We start from the raw sequence: 18434 nt of genomic DNA, 5'->3' as shown, positions 1-18434 counted from the left end.
AGGAAAAATGGTTAAGAAAAAGAAGTTTTCTCAGGATACAGTGGTGAACATCATATTTCATGTGATAGCGATCCTTATGATCCTGATAGTAATTTATCCGCTTTGGTTTGTTATCATCGCATCCTTCAGTAATCCTGCGGATGTGGCCAACGGCAAAGTCTGGTTTTGGCCCAAATCATTTGATGTAAGGGGATACCAAAAGCTTTTTGAGCAGAGTCAGATCTGGAAAAGCTATTTGAACACCATTATTTATACAGTATTCGGCACCCTGGTTGCTCTGGTGGTGAATATCACAGCCGGCTATGCAATGTCAAGGAAGGACCTGCCCGGGAGAAAATGGATAAATATTTTTTATCTGATCCCCATGTTTGTCAGCGGAGGTCTGATACCAACCTACCTGGTTGTCAAACAGTTCGGCCTTCTTGACTCTTTTCTGGTGATGATCCTGCCCTTTGCGGTATCCACTTACAACATAATCGTTGCCAGGACTTTTTTCCAGAACTCCCTGCCGGAGTCTCTTTGGGAGGCTGCCCAGATCGACGGCTGCAGCACCATCAGATACTTCCTGCAGTTCGCAATTCCCCTTTCCAAGGCTGTAATTGCAGTGGTAGGCCTTTGGACAGCGGTAGGTCTCTGGAATTCCTGGTTTAACGCACTTATATATCTTCAGAATGAAAACCTGATACCGCTTCAGCTTTTGCTTCGAAGGATCCTTATTTCCAACGAATCCCTGCTGGGAGCGGCCACCGGAACCATGGCCCAGGAGCTCAGACAGCTTTCTGACATGATGAAGTACGGTTCAATTGTGATTTCTACACTGCCCATCATGATGCTTTATCCGTTTTTACAGAAATATTTTAACCAGGGCGTCATGATAGGAGCGGTGAAGGGATAAATAGTTTAAAATAATAATTATAGAGAAGGAGTATGAAAATGCAGAAAAGGAATTTATTTGTCGGAGTTATGGCACTTTCGATGTTACTGACAGCTTGTGGCAGTGCTGCGGGGAACGGCGCTTCCGCTGACAGTGCAAAAGGCACTACAGCAAAGGCAGCTAATGCCGATTATGAGGTAGCAACTGTACGCTGGGCAGACTGGGGAGAGGACTATCACACAGGTTTTCCGGATAAGGCAGCAGCTGAGACAGGAATAACCATCGGCTGGGACACTATCCTTAATTCAGACTGGGCGGATAAAAAAGCGGTTCTTCTGGCAGGAGGGGATCTTCCCGATGCCTTCATGGGCTCCATCTGCTTCTCAGAGTCAGATGTGCTCACCAACACAGGATCTTTTATAGCTCTTGATGACTATATTGATGAGTATATGCCCAATTTCAAGGCTGTCATGGAGAAGGATCCAACTATGAAGGCCCTTGCAACATCAGCAGACGGCCATATCTACGGACTTCCCTCCAAGAAGCCCTGCAGACCTACTGTAGCTAACCAGATGTTCATCAATAAAAAGTGGCTTGATAACCTGGGACTTGAGGTTCCTACAACCTACAAGGAATTCGAGGAGTGCCTTACAGCCTTCAAGAATAATGATGCCAACGGCAACGGAGACCCCAATGATGAGATTCCCTTCGGACAGGGCTATGCGGATTCAGTAATGTTCTTCTGCCTTCCCTTCGGAACTACCATCGGAGCTGACGGAACCTATATGATGGCTATCCAGGACGGAACTCCTGTATACCTTCCCACAACAGAGGGCTATAAAAAGGGCGTAGAGTGGATGCACGAGTGCTTCGAGAAGGGCCTTATTGATCCTGAGCTCTTTACTGAGGATTCCTCCATGCGCGATGCGAAGCTTATGAATGAGACTCCCATTGTAGGCGCTGCTGCAGGCTGGACAGCAGATTCCACCTTTGGCGCCAACGCCGGTGAGTATGTGGCACTTCCTGCTCTTGCAGGCCCTGACGGAGTTCAGTACATCTCATCAGACCCTGAGCACTGGAACTATTCAAGATACGAGTTCGTTGTAACCAGCAAGTGCAAGGAACCCGGCAAGCTTCTTTCCTGGGTAGACAAGTTCTACACAGATGATGCTTCAATCCAGAACTTCTATGGCTCTTTTGGAGTAGGCATCGAGAAGGATGAGGCAACAGGAACTTATACAGTTCTTGAGCCAAACGACGGCAATTCTGCAGATACTTTTGCATGGATCCAGTCCCTTCGTGACTTCGGACCTAAGTATGTGGCAGAGGGCTTCAACGACAAGGTAAATTATGCTGCTGAAAACGGCGATGCTTCCAAGCTTGCCCTTGATAAGGAACTTGGTAAATATGCAAAGGAAGCATATCCCAACGTAAGTTACACCAATGACCAGCTGAACACCCTGGCAACTCTTTTCACAGATATCGACGCTTATGTAACAGCCACTCAGGCTACATGGGTAACCGAGGGCGGCGCTGATGCACAGTGGGATGAGTACATGAAGACTCTTGAGGCCATGGGCTACAACGACTTCATCAAGATCCAGCAGGATGCTTACAGCACCTATCAGGCAAACAAGTAATAGATTAAGAGGATAATAAATGCAGACATTTAGATTTGATCCCGTTTGTCCGCAGGAAAATATTATTCAGGGGGCAGGTTATCGCATCAGTATTCTGACGGATAGCCTGCTCCGTCTTGAATACGAAAAGGACGGACATTTTACGGATAATGCGACACAGACAGTGCTTAACAGGAATTTTCCCAGGGTTGATTTTTCTGTTATAAGGGATGATGAGGTACTGGAATTTTCCACAAAGCGCCTTAAGGTTACCTATGATAAGAAGGAATTCACTCCCAGAGGGCTTACCATCGAGCTTCTGGAGGAAAATGTCAAATGGACCTTTGGGGAAAACGGCTGGAATCTCTTCGGAACCGTGAGAACCCTGGATGAGACCGACGGAATAGTGCTCTATGGAAAAGGACTTTTTTCCAGGCAGGGCTATTCCTGGTTTGCAGACGGAGACAGCTGCGAGCTGGTGGGAGAGGAGATAATCGACAGGCGCCATCCCGAGGAGGATATCTACTTCTGGGGCTATGGCAAGGACTTTTACAGAGCGCTCGGAGACTTTTACCATCTCTGCGGCAAGACTCCCATGATACCCAGATATGCCCTTGGCAACTGGTGGAGCAAGTATGAGAAATATACGGAGGAGAGCTATCTTGCCCTGATGGACAGATTCAGGCAGGAGCAGATCCCTGTTTCCGTGGCGGTTATAGATATGGACTGGCATCTCACTGAAATAGATGAGAAGTATGGAAGCGGCTGGACCGGATATACCTGGAATAAGGATTATTTTCCGGATTACAGGAGGTTCCTTGCGGAATTAAAAAAGAGGGGAAAGGCTGTAACCCTGAACCTCCATCCTGCAGACGGAATCAGGGCATTCGAGGAGTGCTATGAGAGAGTGGCCTCCAGAATGGGCGTTGATACAGAGAATGAGGAGCCTGTCAGCTTTGACCTGATGGATCCGAAGTTCGTGGATGCCTATTTTGAAGAGGTCATGCACCCCTATGAGGATGAGGGCGTCGACTTCTGGTGGATAGACTGGCAGCAGGGCACCAAGGCAAAGCAGGGAAGCGTGGACCCCCTGTGGATCCTGAACCATTACCACTACCTTGATCAGCTTCGCCGGGGCAAAAGAGCCATGATCTTCTCAAGATATGCGGGCCTTGGAAGCCACAGATATCCTGTGGGATTCTCGGGAGACACCTATGCCACCTGGACCAGCCTTTCTATACAGCCCTTTTTTACAGCGACCTCATCAAATGTAGGCTATGGCTGGTGGAGCCACGATATAGGCGGCCACATGCATGGGGAAGAGGACACCGAGAGAACCTGCAGATGGATACAGTACGGCGTTTTCTCACCTATTATGAGACTTCACAGCTCCTGCAATCCATTCTTTTTCAAGGAGCCCTGGAATCAGCCTGAGCCCATGAGATCTGTTATCGGGGATTTCATGAGATTAAGGCACGCCATGATTCCTTATCTCTACACGGAGAATTACAAGGCCTGGAGTAAGGATATTCCTATAATAAGGCCTTTGTACTATGATTCTCCTGACAGCAACGGAGCATATGAGGCAAGAAACGGATATTATTTCGGCTCTGAGCTTATAGCTTTTCCTATTACCGAGAAGAACAGTGATGAGCTGCAGATGGGCAGGGTACATGCCTTTATTCCTGAGGGAAGATGGATAGATATCTTCAACGGCAATGTCTATGAAGGTGAGAAGATCATGAACCTGTACCGCTCCATAGAGAGCATTCCTGTGCTTATCAAGGCCGGAGGCATTGTGCCCATGGACGGCGGAGATGTGACGGATACCGGCAGCGGCGATGTAAGTACCGGCGCTGCGGGCATAATAACCATACATCCTTCGGAGCTTAATATTTTCCTGGGTGTTGGCGCTGACGGTGAGTATGAGCTCTTTGAGGACGACGGAATCAGCAATGCGTATCTTGATAATTCCGGAAGCTTTACTAAGATCACCCAGAAGTATGACGCCGGGGAAAAGAGGCTTACTGTCGAGATTCTGCCTGTAACCGGGGATATTATGGATATTCCTGAGTCTCGGAGCATAAATCTGGTGCTTTGCGGCGTTGAGGCTGTTAAGGGATACAGCTATGATGCAGAGAAACGTCAGGCCTGTGTACTTGGAATTAATTATGATACTGCCAAAAAGACAACGGTGGTTATTGATGATGTAGAGCTCTGTGGTATGAAGAGATATGACGAGCTGTACAGATTCCTTAAGCGCTGCGAGATAAGCTACGATCTTAAGGAGAGGCTGTATAGAACTCTCCAGGATGAAAACATCACAGATAAAATCGGCTATATCCGTTCTTTGGATGTCTCTGAGTCCCTTAAGGACGCATTATCTGAACTTTTCTAATTATTTTTTCCATGATTATTGGGAGCCCCGGTTCACCGGGGCTCTTTTGTGCTATGATATTACAATGTTAAAAGCAAGGCCTTTATCAGGGCTATGTGGAGCGCAGGAAGCAGATAGGCGGTTAATTAGAGGCGAAACGATATGGTTTTATGGATAATAGCGACTTTGGCCGCGTTTTTTGTAAAGGGGCTGTGCGGCTTTGCCAACACCCTGGTGTTTACATCAATATTGGGATTTGGAGAGAATAATGTGGCGATATCACCGGTGGAGCTTATGCTGGGATATCCCTCCAATCTTATTCTCACCTGGAAAAACAGAAAATCTCTTAAGAAAGAGGTATTTATCCCCCTTGCGGTGCTGGTGCTTCTTGGAAGCATCCCCGGAGCATTGCTTCTTAAGAACGTGGATGTTAAGTCCATCAAAATAGTTTTTGGCGTGGTGGTTATTCTTCTGGCGCTGGAAATGTTTCTCAGAGAAAAAAGCACCAAGAAATACAAGGAATCCAGGCTGGTTCTGGCAATTATTGGAATTGTATCGGGAGTTCTGTGCGGACTTTTCGGCGTGGGAGCGCTTCTTGCAGCCTACATCGGAAGAACTACCGATAACAGCAAAGAGTTCAAGGGAAATATCAGCGCAGTATTTATTGCAGATAACACCTTTAGAATCATTCTTTATTCGGTTCTAGGGGTTATCACCTTTGATGGTATAAAGCAGGCGCTGATCCTTCTTCCGGTGGCACTGATAGGCCTTTTTCTTGGGATAAAAAGTGCATCCATACTGGATGAGAAGCTTGCCAAGCACCTTGTTATAGTCCTTCTTATAATCTCCGGAATTATCTTAATTTCAAAGAATAGTTAACTTTCTCTTGACGAAGAAATTATTATATGGAATAATGCAAATATAAAATTAAATTGTGTAAAATATAATGATATAGGTGTCAAAAGTCATTCATATACCACAAGAAAAAGGAGGACAAGACCATGACATTTGCAGTAAGATACTATACAAAGACAGGAAACACCAAGCGCCTCGCGGAGGCAGTAGCCAAAGAGTTAGGCGTGGAGGCACTTCCCATCAGCTCCCCGGTTGAAGATAAGGTGGATTACCTGTTCCTTGGCAATTCCTATTACGCATTCAATATAGATCCTGAGGTTAAGTCCTTTATCGGTTCTTTGGATAAGAATAAAGTTGGTAAGATTGTCAACTTCGGATCTGCAGCCATGCTTAACTCAACCTACAAGAAGGTTAAGGCTGAGGCTGACAAGGTAGGAATTCCCATGCTCGACAAGGAATTCCACTGCAAGGGTGAATTCAAGGGAATCCACAAGGGCAGACCCAATGACGATGATATAAAAGAGGCAGTAAAATTTGCTAAAAGCATCAAGGAGGCATGACACAAAACAGGCCGGATTCCTATGGAATCCGGCCTGTTTTTGCTACAATAAAAGAGAAACAAAGTGCCCTTTCGTGAGTGAGTTATAATTGGAGGCTGTAACCATGGATCTTAACAGAAAAATATATAGTAAAATGATTGAATGGAAAAAAATAGACGATGGGAAAAGTGCTCTTTAATGGAAAAGGATGGAGTGATACATCTGCCGCTATATATGGCAGGATTACTATGATGTTCAGATAGAATACTAAATTGGGGGAGAATGCTAATGATGTTAGAAGATACAGAGCCTTTTTATCCTGACGTAGAGTGCCCGGTCTTTAAGAAGACGATAGATTACGGAATGTGCTATGACATGAGCATGATAGCTGGACGGTGTATTAAGCCGGGAGCGTTGAAAGAACTTTCGGAAGTGGAAGATATTGACGTTGCCAGGGAGGTCTGCAAGAACTGTAAGAATAATCCACTGACATAGACGATAAAGGATGGTTACTGATACTATGAGAGAAAAGAACATGCTGGAAACGCCGGACTGCTCCTATGCGAAATTCGTAAGGAATAAGCTTCCGAAAGCATGGAAGATGTTGGAGAATTCCATTTTGGAATGCCAATTTCAATAACTAATACCAAGTAAAGGAAAGAAGAGCATCATGTTACTACGAGAAATTGGATTGGAAATTCCTTACCACATATATGGCATAAAGCTTGGTGTTAAAGGAACAAAGGAGAAAAATTCGATGATCTTATACAGACCTGTAGGAACAAAAGAACTGCAGCTTATTGCTGACAGTGGTTATAAGAAATTTCCGCCAAGGCTTCCGGAACAGCCTATTTTTTACCCGGTTTTAAATGAGAAATATGCGACTGAAATAGCCAAGAACTGGAATGTAAAATATAACAATGATCATAAGGGCTATGTGACTAAGATAGGCGTTTGCGAAACGCCAAAAGCCGCATAAATACGGCACTTTTGCTTTTTGTATTATTGTAAATGTATTTTCACTGTGTTATAGTCTAATAGACTTGAGGTCGCAGCCACTTGAGGTCGCAAATTGCGACCTCAAGTTTATGAAAGTTGGGAGATGCATTAGATGGCAGCTAAGAAGGCAAAAACACATAAAGATACAGCTATTACAACTCAGAACAACAATACCGAACTGAAAAATAACACAGACATTCAGAACATGATTTATACTGTCAGGAATCAGCAGATCATGCTTGATAGCGATTTGGCAGACATGTATCAAGTTGAGACAAAGCGTCTTAATGAGCGTGTTAAGAGGAATATTGAAAGATTTCCAGAGACATTCTGTTTTCAGCTGACCAAAGAAGAATATGATAACTTGAGGTCGCAATTTGCGACCTCAAGTGAGGAGTATGGTGGACGTAGATATTTGCCTTACGTGTTCACAGAACAGGGAATTGCTATGCTTTCAGCAGTTTTGAATAGTGAAGTAGCAATTAAAGTCAGTATACGAATCATGGATGCATTTGTTGAAATGCGAAGGTTCATGGCAAATAACGCTATGCTTTTTGAAAGGATAAGTGCGGTAGAACTTAAGCAATTAGAGTTTCAGAAGAAAACCGAAGAGAAGCTTGATGAAGTATTTGAGTATATCGCGGATCATGCGGAATCAGAGCAGAAAATTTTCTATGACGGTCAGATTTATGATGCATTTAGCCTTATAGTTTCGCTTATAAAGAAGGCTGGTAAGACAATTGATCTTGTGGATGGCTATGTTGATGTTGTGACGTTAAATATTCTGGCAAAGAAAAAGAAAGGTGTTAACGTCAATGTTTATACTTTTCCAAAGACTAAGCTGAGCCAGACAGATATAAGCAATTTCAATGCTCAATATCCAAATCTTACAGTGAAATACACTAATGCATTTCATGACAGATTTCTTGTTGTTGATGGAAAGACCGTTTACCACATCGGTGCATCAATAAAGGATGCCGGTAAGAAGTGTTTCGGAATCACACTGATACAGGATAATGATATGGCAAATGACCTTATCAACAGGCTCAAAAAAATAAAATAATTGCTAAATGCGCATAGAGCAGTAGATCAATAAAACGGTCTGCTGCTTTTTATGTGTCTTGATAACACGATAATCCGATAAGAACAGTAGAACATGCTCTGCATGAATTCTTCCTTGTTTAAATTCAAGATTGCGAACGCGCACGGCGAGTTTCGCAATTACCTATTGTATAAAAAGATAAATATATTAAAGAAAGATTGCACAAAATATAATTGCTATAAATGAAAAATGTGGTATAATGATCGGGTAACCAGATATTTTGTGTAAGGTGATCATATGATGAAATTATTTCACGGAGGCTATTTAGAGATACCCAGCCCGGATATTCACTATGGGCGCACCAATGCTGATTTTGGTCAGGGCTTTTATCTGTCGGACAGCGCTGAGTTTGCAGGGCGCTGGGTCAGGGAGAAGACGGGAGCGGATATTATCGTCAACTCCTATGAGCTGGATGAAACAGGGCTTAATATCAAGTATTTTGACAGGGACCGGGAGTGGTTCAGCTATGTTTTTTCCAACAGAAGGTCAATGCCGGATAAATTTAATAATTTTGATATAATTTTTGGCCCCATAGCGAACGATACTATATTTGATACTATGGGCATAATGACCAGCGGTTTTTTATCTGATGAAGAGGCGCTTCGGCTTCTTTGTATAGGCCCCCAGTACAGACAGATCGTGATAAAGAGTGAAAGAGCAGCGCAGCATCTTAAATTCATTTCTGCGGATAAGCTTTCACAGGAAATGATCATCGAAAATAGTAAGAAAGTCGCAGCGGATCAGGAGGAGTATCTTCTGAAATTCGCTGAAGTTATGGAAGGATTTGAAAAAGAGGAATAAGTTATGACCAAGGAATTCGACATTCAGGAATATATGACAAAGGGAGTAGAGCGAGTTGTTTCAGATGCCATCAGAGCAACCCTGAAGAACCCCAAGGAGAGTGCCTATATGGCAAAATTTGCCCTGGCAAGTAAGGTTGCTTCTTCCAAGCGTAAGCAGCTTGAGGAAAAGGGCGAGCATGTGCCTCCGTTTCTTATTGCCAGCATCACCAGCAGCTGCAACCTTCACTGTGCAGGCTGCTATTCAAGATGCAACAGCGCCACTGAGGACTCAGAGCCTGTTAATCAGCTCACCGATGAGGAGTGGAGCAATATCTTTAACGAGGCAGAGGAACTGGGTGTCAGCTTCATCCTTTTGGCCGGTGGCGAGCCCCTTTTAAGAAAAGGAGTTATAGAGGCAGCAGGCAAGAAGCCCTCTATTTTGTTCCCTATCTTCACCAACGGAACATATATGACCGAGAAGTATTTTGATGATTTCGATAAGTGCAGAAACCTTATTCCTATTATGAGTATAGAAGGCGGTAAGGACGCCACCGACCATAGACGTGGAGAGGGCGTTTACGACAAGCTTGTTTCAAATATGGACGAGCTCAAGAAAAGGGGCCTTATTTTCGGCTCATCAGTAACAGTAACCACCGAGAATATCAAAGAGGTATCCTCCGAGAGCTTTATCAGCATGCTCTCTGAAAAAGGCTGTAAGGCTGTTATCTTTGTTGAGTTTGTACCTGTAAGTGAGGATTCAGAGCACCTTGCACCCCAGGATGAGGACAGAGATTACCTCAAGGCTGAGATCATGCGCCTTCGCGCTGAGCACCCTGAGATGGTATTTGTTTCCTTCCCGGGAGATGAGAAGAGCTCCGGCGGCTGCATTGCTGCAGGAAGAGGGTTCTTTCATATCAATTCTCACGGCGGAGCTGAGCCCTGCCCATTTTCTCCTTATTCAGACATAAATGTTAAGGAGACATCCCTCAGAGATGCAATGAAATCAAGGCTTTTCCTGGAACTTCAGAGGGGAGATGTACTTAAGGACGACCACAAGGGCGGCTGTGTCCTTTATGAAAAGCGAAATCAGGTTGAAGAGCTTCTCAATATAGGCTAAAATATAGCTACTTGTATATGGGGAGGTTAAAAAAGTGGGTGAGTTAAATTTTCCGCTTGAGACCAGACATTTTTTCATTCAGCCGGGCAACCAGGAGAAGCTTTGGGAAGAAGAATGGACTGTAACACTTAAAAATGGGGATCATAATAAGATTGGCTCTTTCTTTTTTGAGAATGCCAATTTTCGTGACGAGGTCAAAATCACTTTAGACCTCGATAAAAACTACGAGAAATCTAAATATTCTGCTGAGATCTTATACGAGATTGCAAGATTCGTATTCAGATTCAATAATATCAGCGAAATCAGCACCGTTTGCAGGTATGAGGACGAACATCGCGTGCGGGGCCTTGAGAGGGCCGGCTATGTTCGCCGTCAGACCAAGGACGGTGATGTCTATTATTCCATGAAAAAACAGAAGACTGCCTGGACCGGAGTTTATGTGTTTGTAGGCCTTGTGGCAGGATTTATGATCGGTATCGTTATTTCCAATCTCTGGGTGGGAACAATTGCCGGAATCGTCATCGGTATTGTTATCGGCTACCTTATGGACAAAAAAGAGAAGAGAGAAGATACCGTAGAGACAGAGTTTAAAAAAGATTAAACTATAAAAACCACAACAAGGGGGAAGGTATGAAATTAAGAAAAGTATTTGCTGTGGCCTGTGGGATATTATGTGTTCTTTCAGCGCCAACCACTGCTTATGCAGGAACCAACGAACTTACAGGTCTGGAGGTAAGAGACGAGATCGTCAATCAGAGACCTGTAGCCATTATGGTGGACAATGAGAAGATTGCACTTAAGCACTATGGAACTGCTGAGGCTGATATTGTCTACGAGATGATGAACAGCACAGCCAATGGTCGTATCACCAGATTCATGTGTCTTTATAAGGACTGGGCGAACCTTGGACAGACAGGAAGCATCCGCAGTGTAAGAACAACTAATGTTATTTTATCAGATGAGTTCAACGCTGTACTTATCCATGACGGTGGACCTTTTTACATCAATACTTATCTGGCACAGCCCTATGCAGCCCATATCAGCGGCGGTTTCACCAGAGTAAAGAACGGCAAGCCCAGGGAATTTACAGAGTATGTATACGGCTCAGAGCTGGTTAACAGATTTGCCAAGGCAAAGCTTGCAACCACCTATACCAATCCTCCGGAGAGAGGAAGCCACTTCCTGTTCAATGCAGCAGACACAGATCTTGCCAGCGAGCAGGTAGCAAATAACGTGGATCTTGCCAACATCTTTGTTCACAATAGTAGTAAGCTTGCATATAATGCTGCTACCAGAACCTACGATTACTTTGAGTACGGCTTATTACACCAGGACGCTGAGGACAGCCAGGTTCTTACCTTCAAGAACGTTATCCTTCAGAACGTATCCTTTACACAGCTTGATCCCAACGGATACCTGACCTACAACGTAATCGGAACCGGAAACGGCTATTACATCACCAACGGTAAGGCAATACCTATTACCTGGAAAAAGGCCAGTGAGACAGGCATGACACATTATTACAATGCAGCGGGAGCTGAGATCTCAGTTAACAGAGGCAAGACCTATGTGGGAATTGTTCCTTCAGACACCTGGGGACAGCTGATAATTAATTAAGACAATAAAAAAGGCTATCGAACCTGAGATTACCGGTTCGATAGCCATATTTTTTATTTTCTTATGATTCTTCCTGCTGATCTAGCATATCCATGGTCATCTGATAGATGGTTTCATCCTTTACACGTTCTTCGGTTCGAAGGAGGCAGGCTGCGGTGCACTTGATGGTAACACTCTTGCCGTCTACTTGATTGATGGATTCCACATTTTCCTTGAGCTCATGGGTCAGAGCCTGCAGCTTTTCCTTTGAATCAATGTATATAATGATACCGAAATATGCTTCCTTGGTACGGGACGCCACTGCGCGCTGGCCGATGACTTCGATGATTTTTTCACCGATTTCCCTGATGACCTTAACACCGTATTTACTGCCATAGGTTTCCTCAATACGCTTCTGGTTGGCATTATGAAGCATGATATAGCCGTAGTTCCTGCCGGCATCATTGTACTGCATCGCATAATCCACCATGGCATTCAGGAAGAATTTGTTATTCATGAGCCTTGTCATGTTATCAAGCTTGGATGGACTAAGAAGCTTGTTTACACGGTATATTTCCTGATCTACATCAGCGAAATTGCCCACAAGACCAATGATCTTGCCCTTGTCATAAATGGGCATCTTATTACATATAATATTGTGGACTACGCCGTTTACGATACACTGTCCGCGGGCGTTGACAACGTTTTTGCCCTTGCCTATAACGTCCAGCTCATCGCCCTGGTAGGGACCGTCATCCACGTGCCAGTGCATTTCTTCATCAGTCTTTCCGATGATGTCATCAAGGGATTTGATCTCATAGAACTCCAGGAAGGACTTGCTGACACCTCTGAATCTACGCTGAGTGTCTTTCCAGAAGAACTTCATGGAGGAGCTGCTAAGGAGATTCTGCCATATTCTGGCATATTCTATGGTAACTTCATCCAGACCAGCGGCGCCGCTTTCAAAGTTGAGATAGCAGGTGTTATCCAATGCTTCTGAGATCTCGTCGCATAGCTGGTTAATGGCATACAGATATTCATTTTCGCTGGTTCCGGGTATAGGCATCAGCGAAATCTGGCGCCACTGGTAGGAGCCATCTGTCTGCTTTACCCTGAAGGGCATTTCCACAAAGGGACGGCCGGATTTTTTCAGCCTGTCCTGGATAGTGTCAAAGTCCATAAATGCCATGAAATCTTCCTGCTCAGAAGGGAAGATAAACCTGCTGCCAAAGGACTCGGCAGCTTCTTTGCTGGTCATTGATTTGATGGCATTATCATTCATGTATGTAAATCCGCCCAGAAGAGGAAATACGGAATTGTTCTTAACATTCATAAGAAGAACAACCTCAAAGAGATTATTCAGCGATCTCAGGCGGAAATCCAGTCGTTCGGACTCTTTGGTGTTCTGATCCATGGAAACATTGGTAACTCTGCATTTGAACAGATATTTTCCTTCATTTTCAGCTATGCAGAGGGCTTTCATGAAGTAATAGTTTCCTTTTTCAGTGAAGTAGAAGTTTTCTATACTTTTACTCTTAATACATTTTTCTGCAAACTTACGGAATTTGCCCATAAGATGAGATTCAGGACCGTAGAGCCTTCTATCCAGCCACTCGATATCGTCGCATCTAATGGAAATCTGCTGTTTGTAGCCTTCATTGATAAACAGTGTACGGAAGTTTTCACCATCATATTCCAGTATCTGAAGGGGAGTCTCAACATCTATTACGTTTATGCTGGCTGCTTCATAGTAATGGCGCCAGTTTCTTTCTTCAATAGTTATGCCTTTTTCCGACAGATTGGTCACCATATCCCTCAGAGGCTGGGGCTTTCCGTAGTAATAGCCCTGAAGCTTGCCACAGCCGATGGATGTAAGGAATTCCACCTGTTCTAAGGTTTCTACACCTTCACTTAAGGTCTTGATACCTATCTTTTTGGCCATACTGATGGTAGAACGGAGGATTTCCTTGGATTTCTCCGTCATTGTAGACAAAAAGCGCATATCAAGCTTCAGAAGGTCGAAGGAGTAATCTTTTAACAGAGTAAGAGAAGAGTAGCCACTGCCAAAATCGTCCATCCAGATCTCGTATCCTCTGGTCCTGAAGCGGTCGATAACATCCTTCATCAGGTCTTCATCCTGGGCGATCATACTCTCTGTGACCTCAAAATGAAGATAATCTCTGGGAATATTATATTTGGCCACAGCAGTTTCAACCACTTCCAGCATGTCGCACATAAGGAAATCGAGACGGGAGAAATTGACGGAAACAGGACAGACCGTATATCCCTTTTCAAGATGATCAGCAATAGTTTTGCAGGTACAATCTACCATAAAGCAGTCCAGCTTGTAGATCTGTTTGCTGTCTTCCAGGGCACCAATGAACTTGTCGGGAGCAAGGAACCCTACTTCGGGATCAATCCACCTGGCCAGAGCTTCAGCACTGCACAGTTGTCCCGTTATAGCTCTTATAACGGGCTGGAAGTATACTTTGATCCATTCATTGGCTATGGCATCATCAATATGAGATATTACGTATTCGTATATCGCTTCTTTATTGGTGAGGTCGTTCATTTACGGGTTCCTGTCCTTTGAAAAAAGGTTGCAAATATCTAGTATTATTATATCAATGAAATATTAAAAAAAAATTATCACAATATAAATACTCTATTAGAAATATTTGCAGTAAAAAAGCCATTTGAGAAACTATCTCAAATGGCTTTTGAAACCTTTTTATTAAGTTAAGTTATCTCCACAGTGCCCAGAGGAATACGTAAGAACCGATAACTGCTGCAAGGGTAAAGGGAATACCGATGCGGGCAAAGTCCTTAAAGCTTACCTCGTAGCCCTCTTTTCTCAGCATTCCGACACCTGCGATGTTGCAGCTGGCACCTACGGGAGTGATGTTACCGCCAAGGGTAGCTCCGCAGAGAAGACCGAAGTATAAGAGACAAGGATTAACGCCAAGAGCTAATGTAACACCCTTAAGAACAGGAAGCATAGTAGCTACATAAGGGATATTGTCAATAAATGCGGATATAAGAACCGAGCCCCAAACTACAATGGTAAACAGGGCAAAGAGGTTATTGCCGCCGGTTGTTACGATGAGATCTGCAAGGTCGTCTACAAGACCAACCTCTGTGATACCACCGATAACCATGAACAGCGCTGTAAGAAGAAGGATTGTATCGTAGTCCAGGTTCTTAACAACTCTCTTGATGCGATCAAAGTCGTGATCCTTAAAGTATTCCCAGACCATACCGATAAGGCTGCATACAAAGCAGATCACACCGTTGGTGATCTCAGGCTTATCTGGAATAAAGGAAGCAGCCATGAGAAGCACTACGTGAGCCACCATCATAATAGTGGGAACATAGTCGGTAATAACGGTCTTCTCAGTGGAAGTAACAGGCTCCTTGTCCTTTCTGAAGAGTATCATCATGATGGGCACTGTGAGAAGAGCACCAAGCTCAACTGCAAAGAAGATACCGAGACGTCCGTCCATCCAGAAGAAATCCATGAAGTCCATATCCGCATAGGCCTTGGCTGCCAGCATGATGGAGGTGGTGTCACCAACCAGTGTAGCTGCACCCTGAAGGTTGGAGGATACGGCGATTGAAATGATCATGGGAACCGGATTGATCTTAAGCTTTTTACAGATTGCAAGTCCAACAGGGGCTACCATAAGAAGAGTTGCCACGTTGTCGATGAAGGCTGAGATAATACCGGAGAACAGTGACATGAAGATTGTTACCCACATTACATTGGGGGCAAGATCCAGAAGTTTCTCCGCGATAAGGTTTGGCATCTTGGATTCTATGAAATAGTCCACGAGAAGCAGTGTTCCGAAGATCATCAGAAGCACGTTCCAGTCAACGACGCCAAGAACCTTGGTGTAAGGCAGGATGCCTGTTACGACGAAGATTGCAGCCACAGCCAGTGCTATAAGCGCCCTTCGCTTGGGGAACATTATCAGCCCTACGTACATGCCGACAAATAAGATAATTGCTAGTGTTTTCATTATGTGTTTTTCCTTTCCGGCAGAAAAAAAGAGACTACTACTGCCATTAAATGCAGTAAAAGTCTCGTTATCTATAACATGTCCGGGGAACGTTCAGCTCCCGTATTGACGAACAATGTTGCATACAAAAGTATGTTAACTACTCCCTTTTACCAAAGGTGATATAAATTTTCCTTAAATAAAATATCAGATTTAAAGTTTTTGCGCAACAACATAGTTACATTTATGATATTATTTTATAGAATGTTTAGATTTCATATTATTAATATAATTCAGAGTGGGGAGAGAAAATGGAAAAATCAAATCAGAAGTTTGGGGCAAAACAGATCGCAATAACAGGAATTCTTTTGGCTATATGTATCATCAGCCAGTTTTTCAAGACTCTCAGTATTTTTATAACGGGACCTATCATCAATACCTGCATTGTTCTGGCGGTTCTTATGGTGAACCTTCCCTGTGGAATAATTCTCAGCATCATCACCCCGGTAACAGCCTACATCATTGCAGCATCGCCTGTAATGACCGCAGTGCCTCTTATTATCCCTTTTATAATGCTGGGAAATATTGTGCTGGCTGTGGCAGCTAATTTCCTTATGAAAAAGGGCATTATGGCAGAGGGAAAGCCAGTAATTAGCGTTAAGAATATAATAACAGCTGTGATTTCTGCAGCCCTTAAGGGAGCTTTCATGGGGCTTACCATAGCTCTCTGGCTCCTTCCTACATTTATCCCGGCAGAGAGTCCCTTAAGAAATAAGATGAGCGTGTTCCAGACCACCTTTTCACTGCATCAGTTCATCACTGCCTGCATAGGAATGGTATACGTGTTTATAATCCTGACTGCAATAAAGGAAAGAAAGAGTATATAAAGTCTGTTTTTTGTGATATTACTATACAAGATATGGTATAGTAGTGGTATACTTTAACAAAATAGTGTAATAGTGTGAAAAAGAGCGGTAAGGAGGTAAATATGTTTGTTAACTCATTTTGGGCGCTGCTGCCGGCAATTATTGCCATAGCTCTGGCGCTGATCACCAAGGAAGTTTACTCGTCGCTGTTTATCGGTATTGTTGTGGGGGGACTTCTGTATTCAGGTTTTAATCTCGAGGGAACCATACAACATGTGTTTGTGGACGGAATGATCGCCCAGCTCTCAGACCCCTGGAATGTGGGTATCCTGATATTCCTGGTAATTCTGGGAACCATGGTCATGCTGATGAATCGAGCAGGAGGCTCGGCAGCCTTCGGAAGATGGGCTGTGGCCCATGTCAAGACCAAGACCGGTGCGCAGCTTGCCACCATTCTTCTTGGAATCCTTATTTTCATCGACGACTATTTCAACTGTCTTACCGTAGGTTCTGTTATGAGACCTCTTACGGATAAGCATAAGATCTCAAGGGAGAAGCTTGCATATCTTATCGATGCAACTGCAGCTCCTGTCTGCATTATTGCCCCTATTTCATCCTGGGCGGCAGCAGTAACCGGCTTCGTTGACGGAGCCAACGGACTTACTCTTTTTGTAAGAGCTATTCCTTATAACTTCTACGCGCTGCTTACAATTGTAATGATGTTAACTCTGACCTTTGCCAAGTTTGATTTTGGCCCTATGAAGGAAGCAGAGCATCTTACCAAGCATGAGGGAATAAAGCCTGCAAAGAGCTGGGCATCCAGTATTACCGGTGCTGAGGATCAGCCTGAACCCCCTGTTTCCTTAAAGGGTAAGGTTTCTCATCTGGTATTTCCTATAGTTGCTCTCATTGTTTGCTGCGTTATCGGAATGATCTATACCGGCGGATTTTTCTCAGGAGAGAACTTCATTGATGCGTTTTCCAACTCTGATGCATCTGTAGGTCTTGTTTTTGGCTCTGTTGTGGCACTTATACTGACAGTTATTTTCTACCTGGCAACCAGGGTTCTTAGCTTCAACGAGTGCATGAATGCAATTCCTGAGGGCTTTAAGAGCATGGTTCCTGCGATCCTGGTGCTTACCTTCGCCTGGACCCTGAAGGCCATGACAGATTCTCTTGGAGCCAAGGATTTTGTGGCAGGTCTTGTTTCACAGTTTGCTTCCAGTAATGAAATAATGAGCCTTCTTCCTGCAGTAGTATTCCTTGTGGCTGTATTCCTTGCTTTTGCAACAGGTACCAGCTGGGGAACCTTTGGAATCCTTATTCCTATCGTAGTAAGTGTATTTGACGCCAATCTTTCAAGCGAGCTTATGATCATTTCCATTTCTGCCTGCATGGCAGGTGCTGTATGCGGAGATCACTGCTCACCGATCTCGGATACAACCATTATGGCCAGTGCCGGAGCTCAGTGCGATCATATCAAGCACGTATCCACTCAGCTTCCATATGCCATGACTGCAGCAGGAATATCCTTTGTTACATATCTTGTTGCAGGAGTACTCAGAGTCTGGTATGTTTCTCTGGCATTCGGTATCATCCTTACAGTTGCAGTAATCCTTGGAATCAAGCTCCTGGGAGGAAAATCTGAAACAGCATCAACAACAGTAACAACAGATAAATAATATATATAACATATATATTCAAGGGGCC

At 44.1% G+C, this 18434-nt stretch carries 16 protein-coding genes; 14 read left to right on the top strand and 2 right to left on the bottom strand.

The window, feature by feature from the left end; all coding sequences use genetic code 11:
* Nucleotides 1-7: 7 nt before the first annotated feature.
* From T359_RS0117840 to T359_RS0117785, 12 genes are all read left to right on the top strand, one after another.
* On the top strand, nucleotides 8-895 hold the full coding sequence (locus T359_RS0117840; protein WP_026518567.1) for a carbohydrate ABC transporter permease: 888 nt from the start codon (nucleotides 8-10) through the stop codon (nucleotides 893-895).
* Between the two features lie 38 nt (nucleotides 896-933).
* On the top strand, nucleotides 934-2514 hold the full coding sequence (locus tag T359_RS0117835) for a hypothetical protein (protein ID WP_197027123.1): 1581 nt from the start codon (nucleotides 934-936) through the stop codon (nucleotides 2512-2514).
* Between the two features lie 19 nt (nucleotides 2515-2533).
* Nucleotides 2534-4891: a glycoside hydrolase family 31 protein gene (locus tag T359_RS0117830; protein ID WP_026518565.1), complete on the top strand. Its 2358-nt coding sequence runs from the start codon at nucleotides 2534-2536 to the stop codon at nucleotides 4889-4891.
* Nucleotides 4892-5032: 141 nt separating this feature from the next.
* Nucleotides 5033-5749, top strand: a complete 717-nt coding sequence (locus tag T359_RS0117825) for a sulfite exporter TauE/SafE family protein (protein ID WP_026518564.1) — start codon at nucleotides 5033-5035, stop codon at nucleotides 5747-5749.
* 122 nt (nucleotides 5750-5871) lie between these two features.
* A complete protein-coding gene (locus T359_RS0117820) occupies nucleotides 5872-6285 on the top strand; it encodes a flavodoxin family protein (RefSeq protein ID WP_026518563.1) in 414 nt (137 codons plus the stop codon).
* Between the two features lie 267 nt (nucleotides 6286-6552).
* Complete coding sequence (locus T359_RS0117815; RefSeq protein WP_026518562.1) at nucleotides 6553-6759, top strand: hypothetical protein; 207 nt, start codon at nucleotides 6553-6555, stop codon at nucleotides 6757-6759.
* A gap of 175 nt (nucleotides 6760-6934) precedes the next feature.
* Nucleotides 6935-7243, top strand: coding sequence for a hypothetical protein (locus T359_RS23150; RefSeq protein WP_242839128.1), 309 nt, complete (start codon nucleotides 6935-6937; stop codon nucleotides 7241-7243).
* A 132-nt stretch (nucleotides 7244-7375) separates the two neighbouring features.
* Nucleotides 7376-8326 (top strand): ORF6N domain-containing protein, encoded by a 951-nt coding sequence (locus tag T359_RS0117805; RefSeq protein WP_035784903.1) that lies wholly within the window; start codon nucleotides 7376-7378, stop codon nucleotides 8324-8326.
* Between the two features lie 276 nt (nucleotides 8327-8602).
* The gene (locus T359_RS0117800) at nucleotides 8603-9166 is read left to right on the top strand and encodes a DUF3990 domain-containing protein (protein WP_026518560.1); all 564 of its coding nucleotides are present in this window, start codon (nucleotides 8603-8605) and stop codon (nucleotides 9164-9166) included.
* A gap of 3 nt (nucleotides 9167-9169) precedes the next feature.
* Nucleotides 9170-10264: a radical SAM protein gene (locus tag T359_RS0117795; protein ID WP_026518559.1), complete on the top strand. Its 1095-nt coding sequence runs from the start codon at nucleotides 9170-9172 to the stop codon at nucleotides 10262-10264.
* Between the two features lie 34 nt (nucleotides 10265-10298).
* Nucleotides 10299-10865 carry a hypothetical protein gene (locus tag T359_RS0117790; RefSeq protein ID WP_026518558.1) on the top strand — a complete coding sequence of 189 codons (567 nt, stop codon included), beginning with the start codon at nucleotides 10299-10301 and terminating at the stop codon, nucleotides 10863-10865.
* A gap of 29 nt (nucleotides 10866-10894) precedes the next feature.
* Nucleotides 10895-11881 carry a DUF3048 domain-containing protein gene (locus tag T359_RS0117785; protein ID WP_026518557.1) on the top strand — a complete coding sequence of 329 codons (987 nt, stop codon included), beginning with the start codon at nucleotides 10895-10897 and terminating at the stop codon, nucleotides 11879-11881.
* A gap of 61 nt (nucleotides 11882-11942) precedes the next feature.
* Here T359_RS0117785 and T359_RS21935 read toward each other — a convergent pair whose 3' ends face one another.
* Nucleotides 11943-14432 carry an EAL domain-containing protein gene (locus T359_RS21935; RefSeq protein WP_026518556.1) on the bottom strand — a complete coding sequence of 830 codons (2490 nt, stop codon included), beginning with the start codon at nucleotides 14430-14432 and terminating at the stop codon, nucleotides 11943-11945.
* Between the two features lie 172 nt (nucleotides 14433-14604).
* A complete protein-coding gene (locus T359_RS0117775; RefSeq protein WP_026518555.1) occupies nucleotides 14605-15879 on the bottom strand; it encodes an SLC13 family permease in 1275 nt (424 codons plus the stop codon).
* A gap of 290 nt (nucleotides 15880-16169) precedes the next feature.
* On the opposite strand from T359_RS0117775, the gene T359_RS0117770 reads away from it, so the two are divergent.
* On the top strand, nucleotides 16170-16745 hold the full coding sequence (locus T359_RS0117770) for an ECF transporter S component (RefSeq protein WP_026518554.1): 576 nt from the start codon (nucleotides 16170-16172) through the stop codon (nucleotides 16743-16745).
* A 101-nt stretch (nucleotides 16746-16846) separates the two neighbouring features.
* Nucleotides 16847-18406 carry a Na+/H+ antiporter NhaC family protein gene (locus tag T359_RS20995; protein WP_051545595.1) on the top strand — a complete coding sequence of 520 codons (1560 nt, stop codon included), beginning with the start codon at nucleotides 16847-16849 and terminating at the stop codon, nucleotides 18404-18406.
* Nucleotides 18407-18434: the final 28 nt, after the last annotated feature.

The sequence above is a fragment of the Butyrivibrio sp. MC2021 genome (assembly GCF_000621605.1).
Classification (GTDB): Bacteria; Bacillota; Clostridia; order Lachnospirales; family Lachnospiraceae; genus Butyrivibrio.
This window is presented reverse-complemented; position numbering and strand designations above follow the sequence as displayed.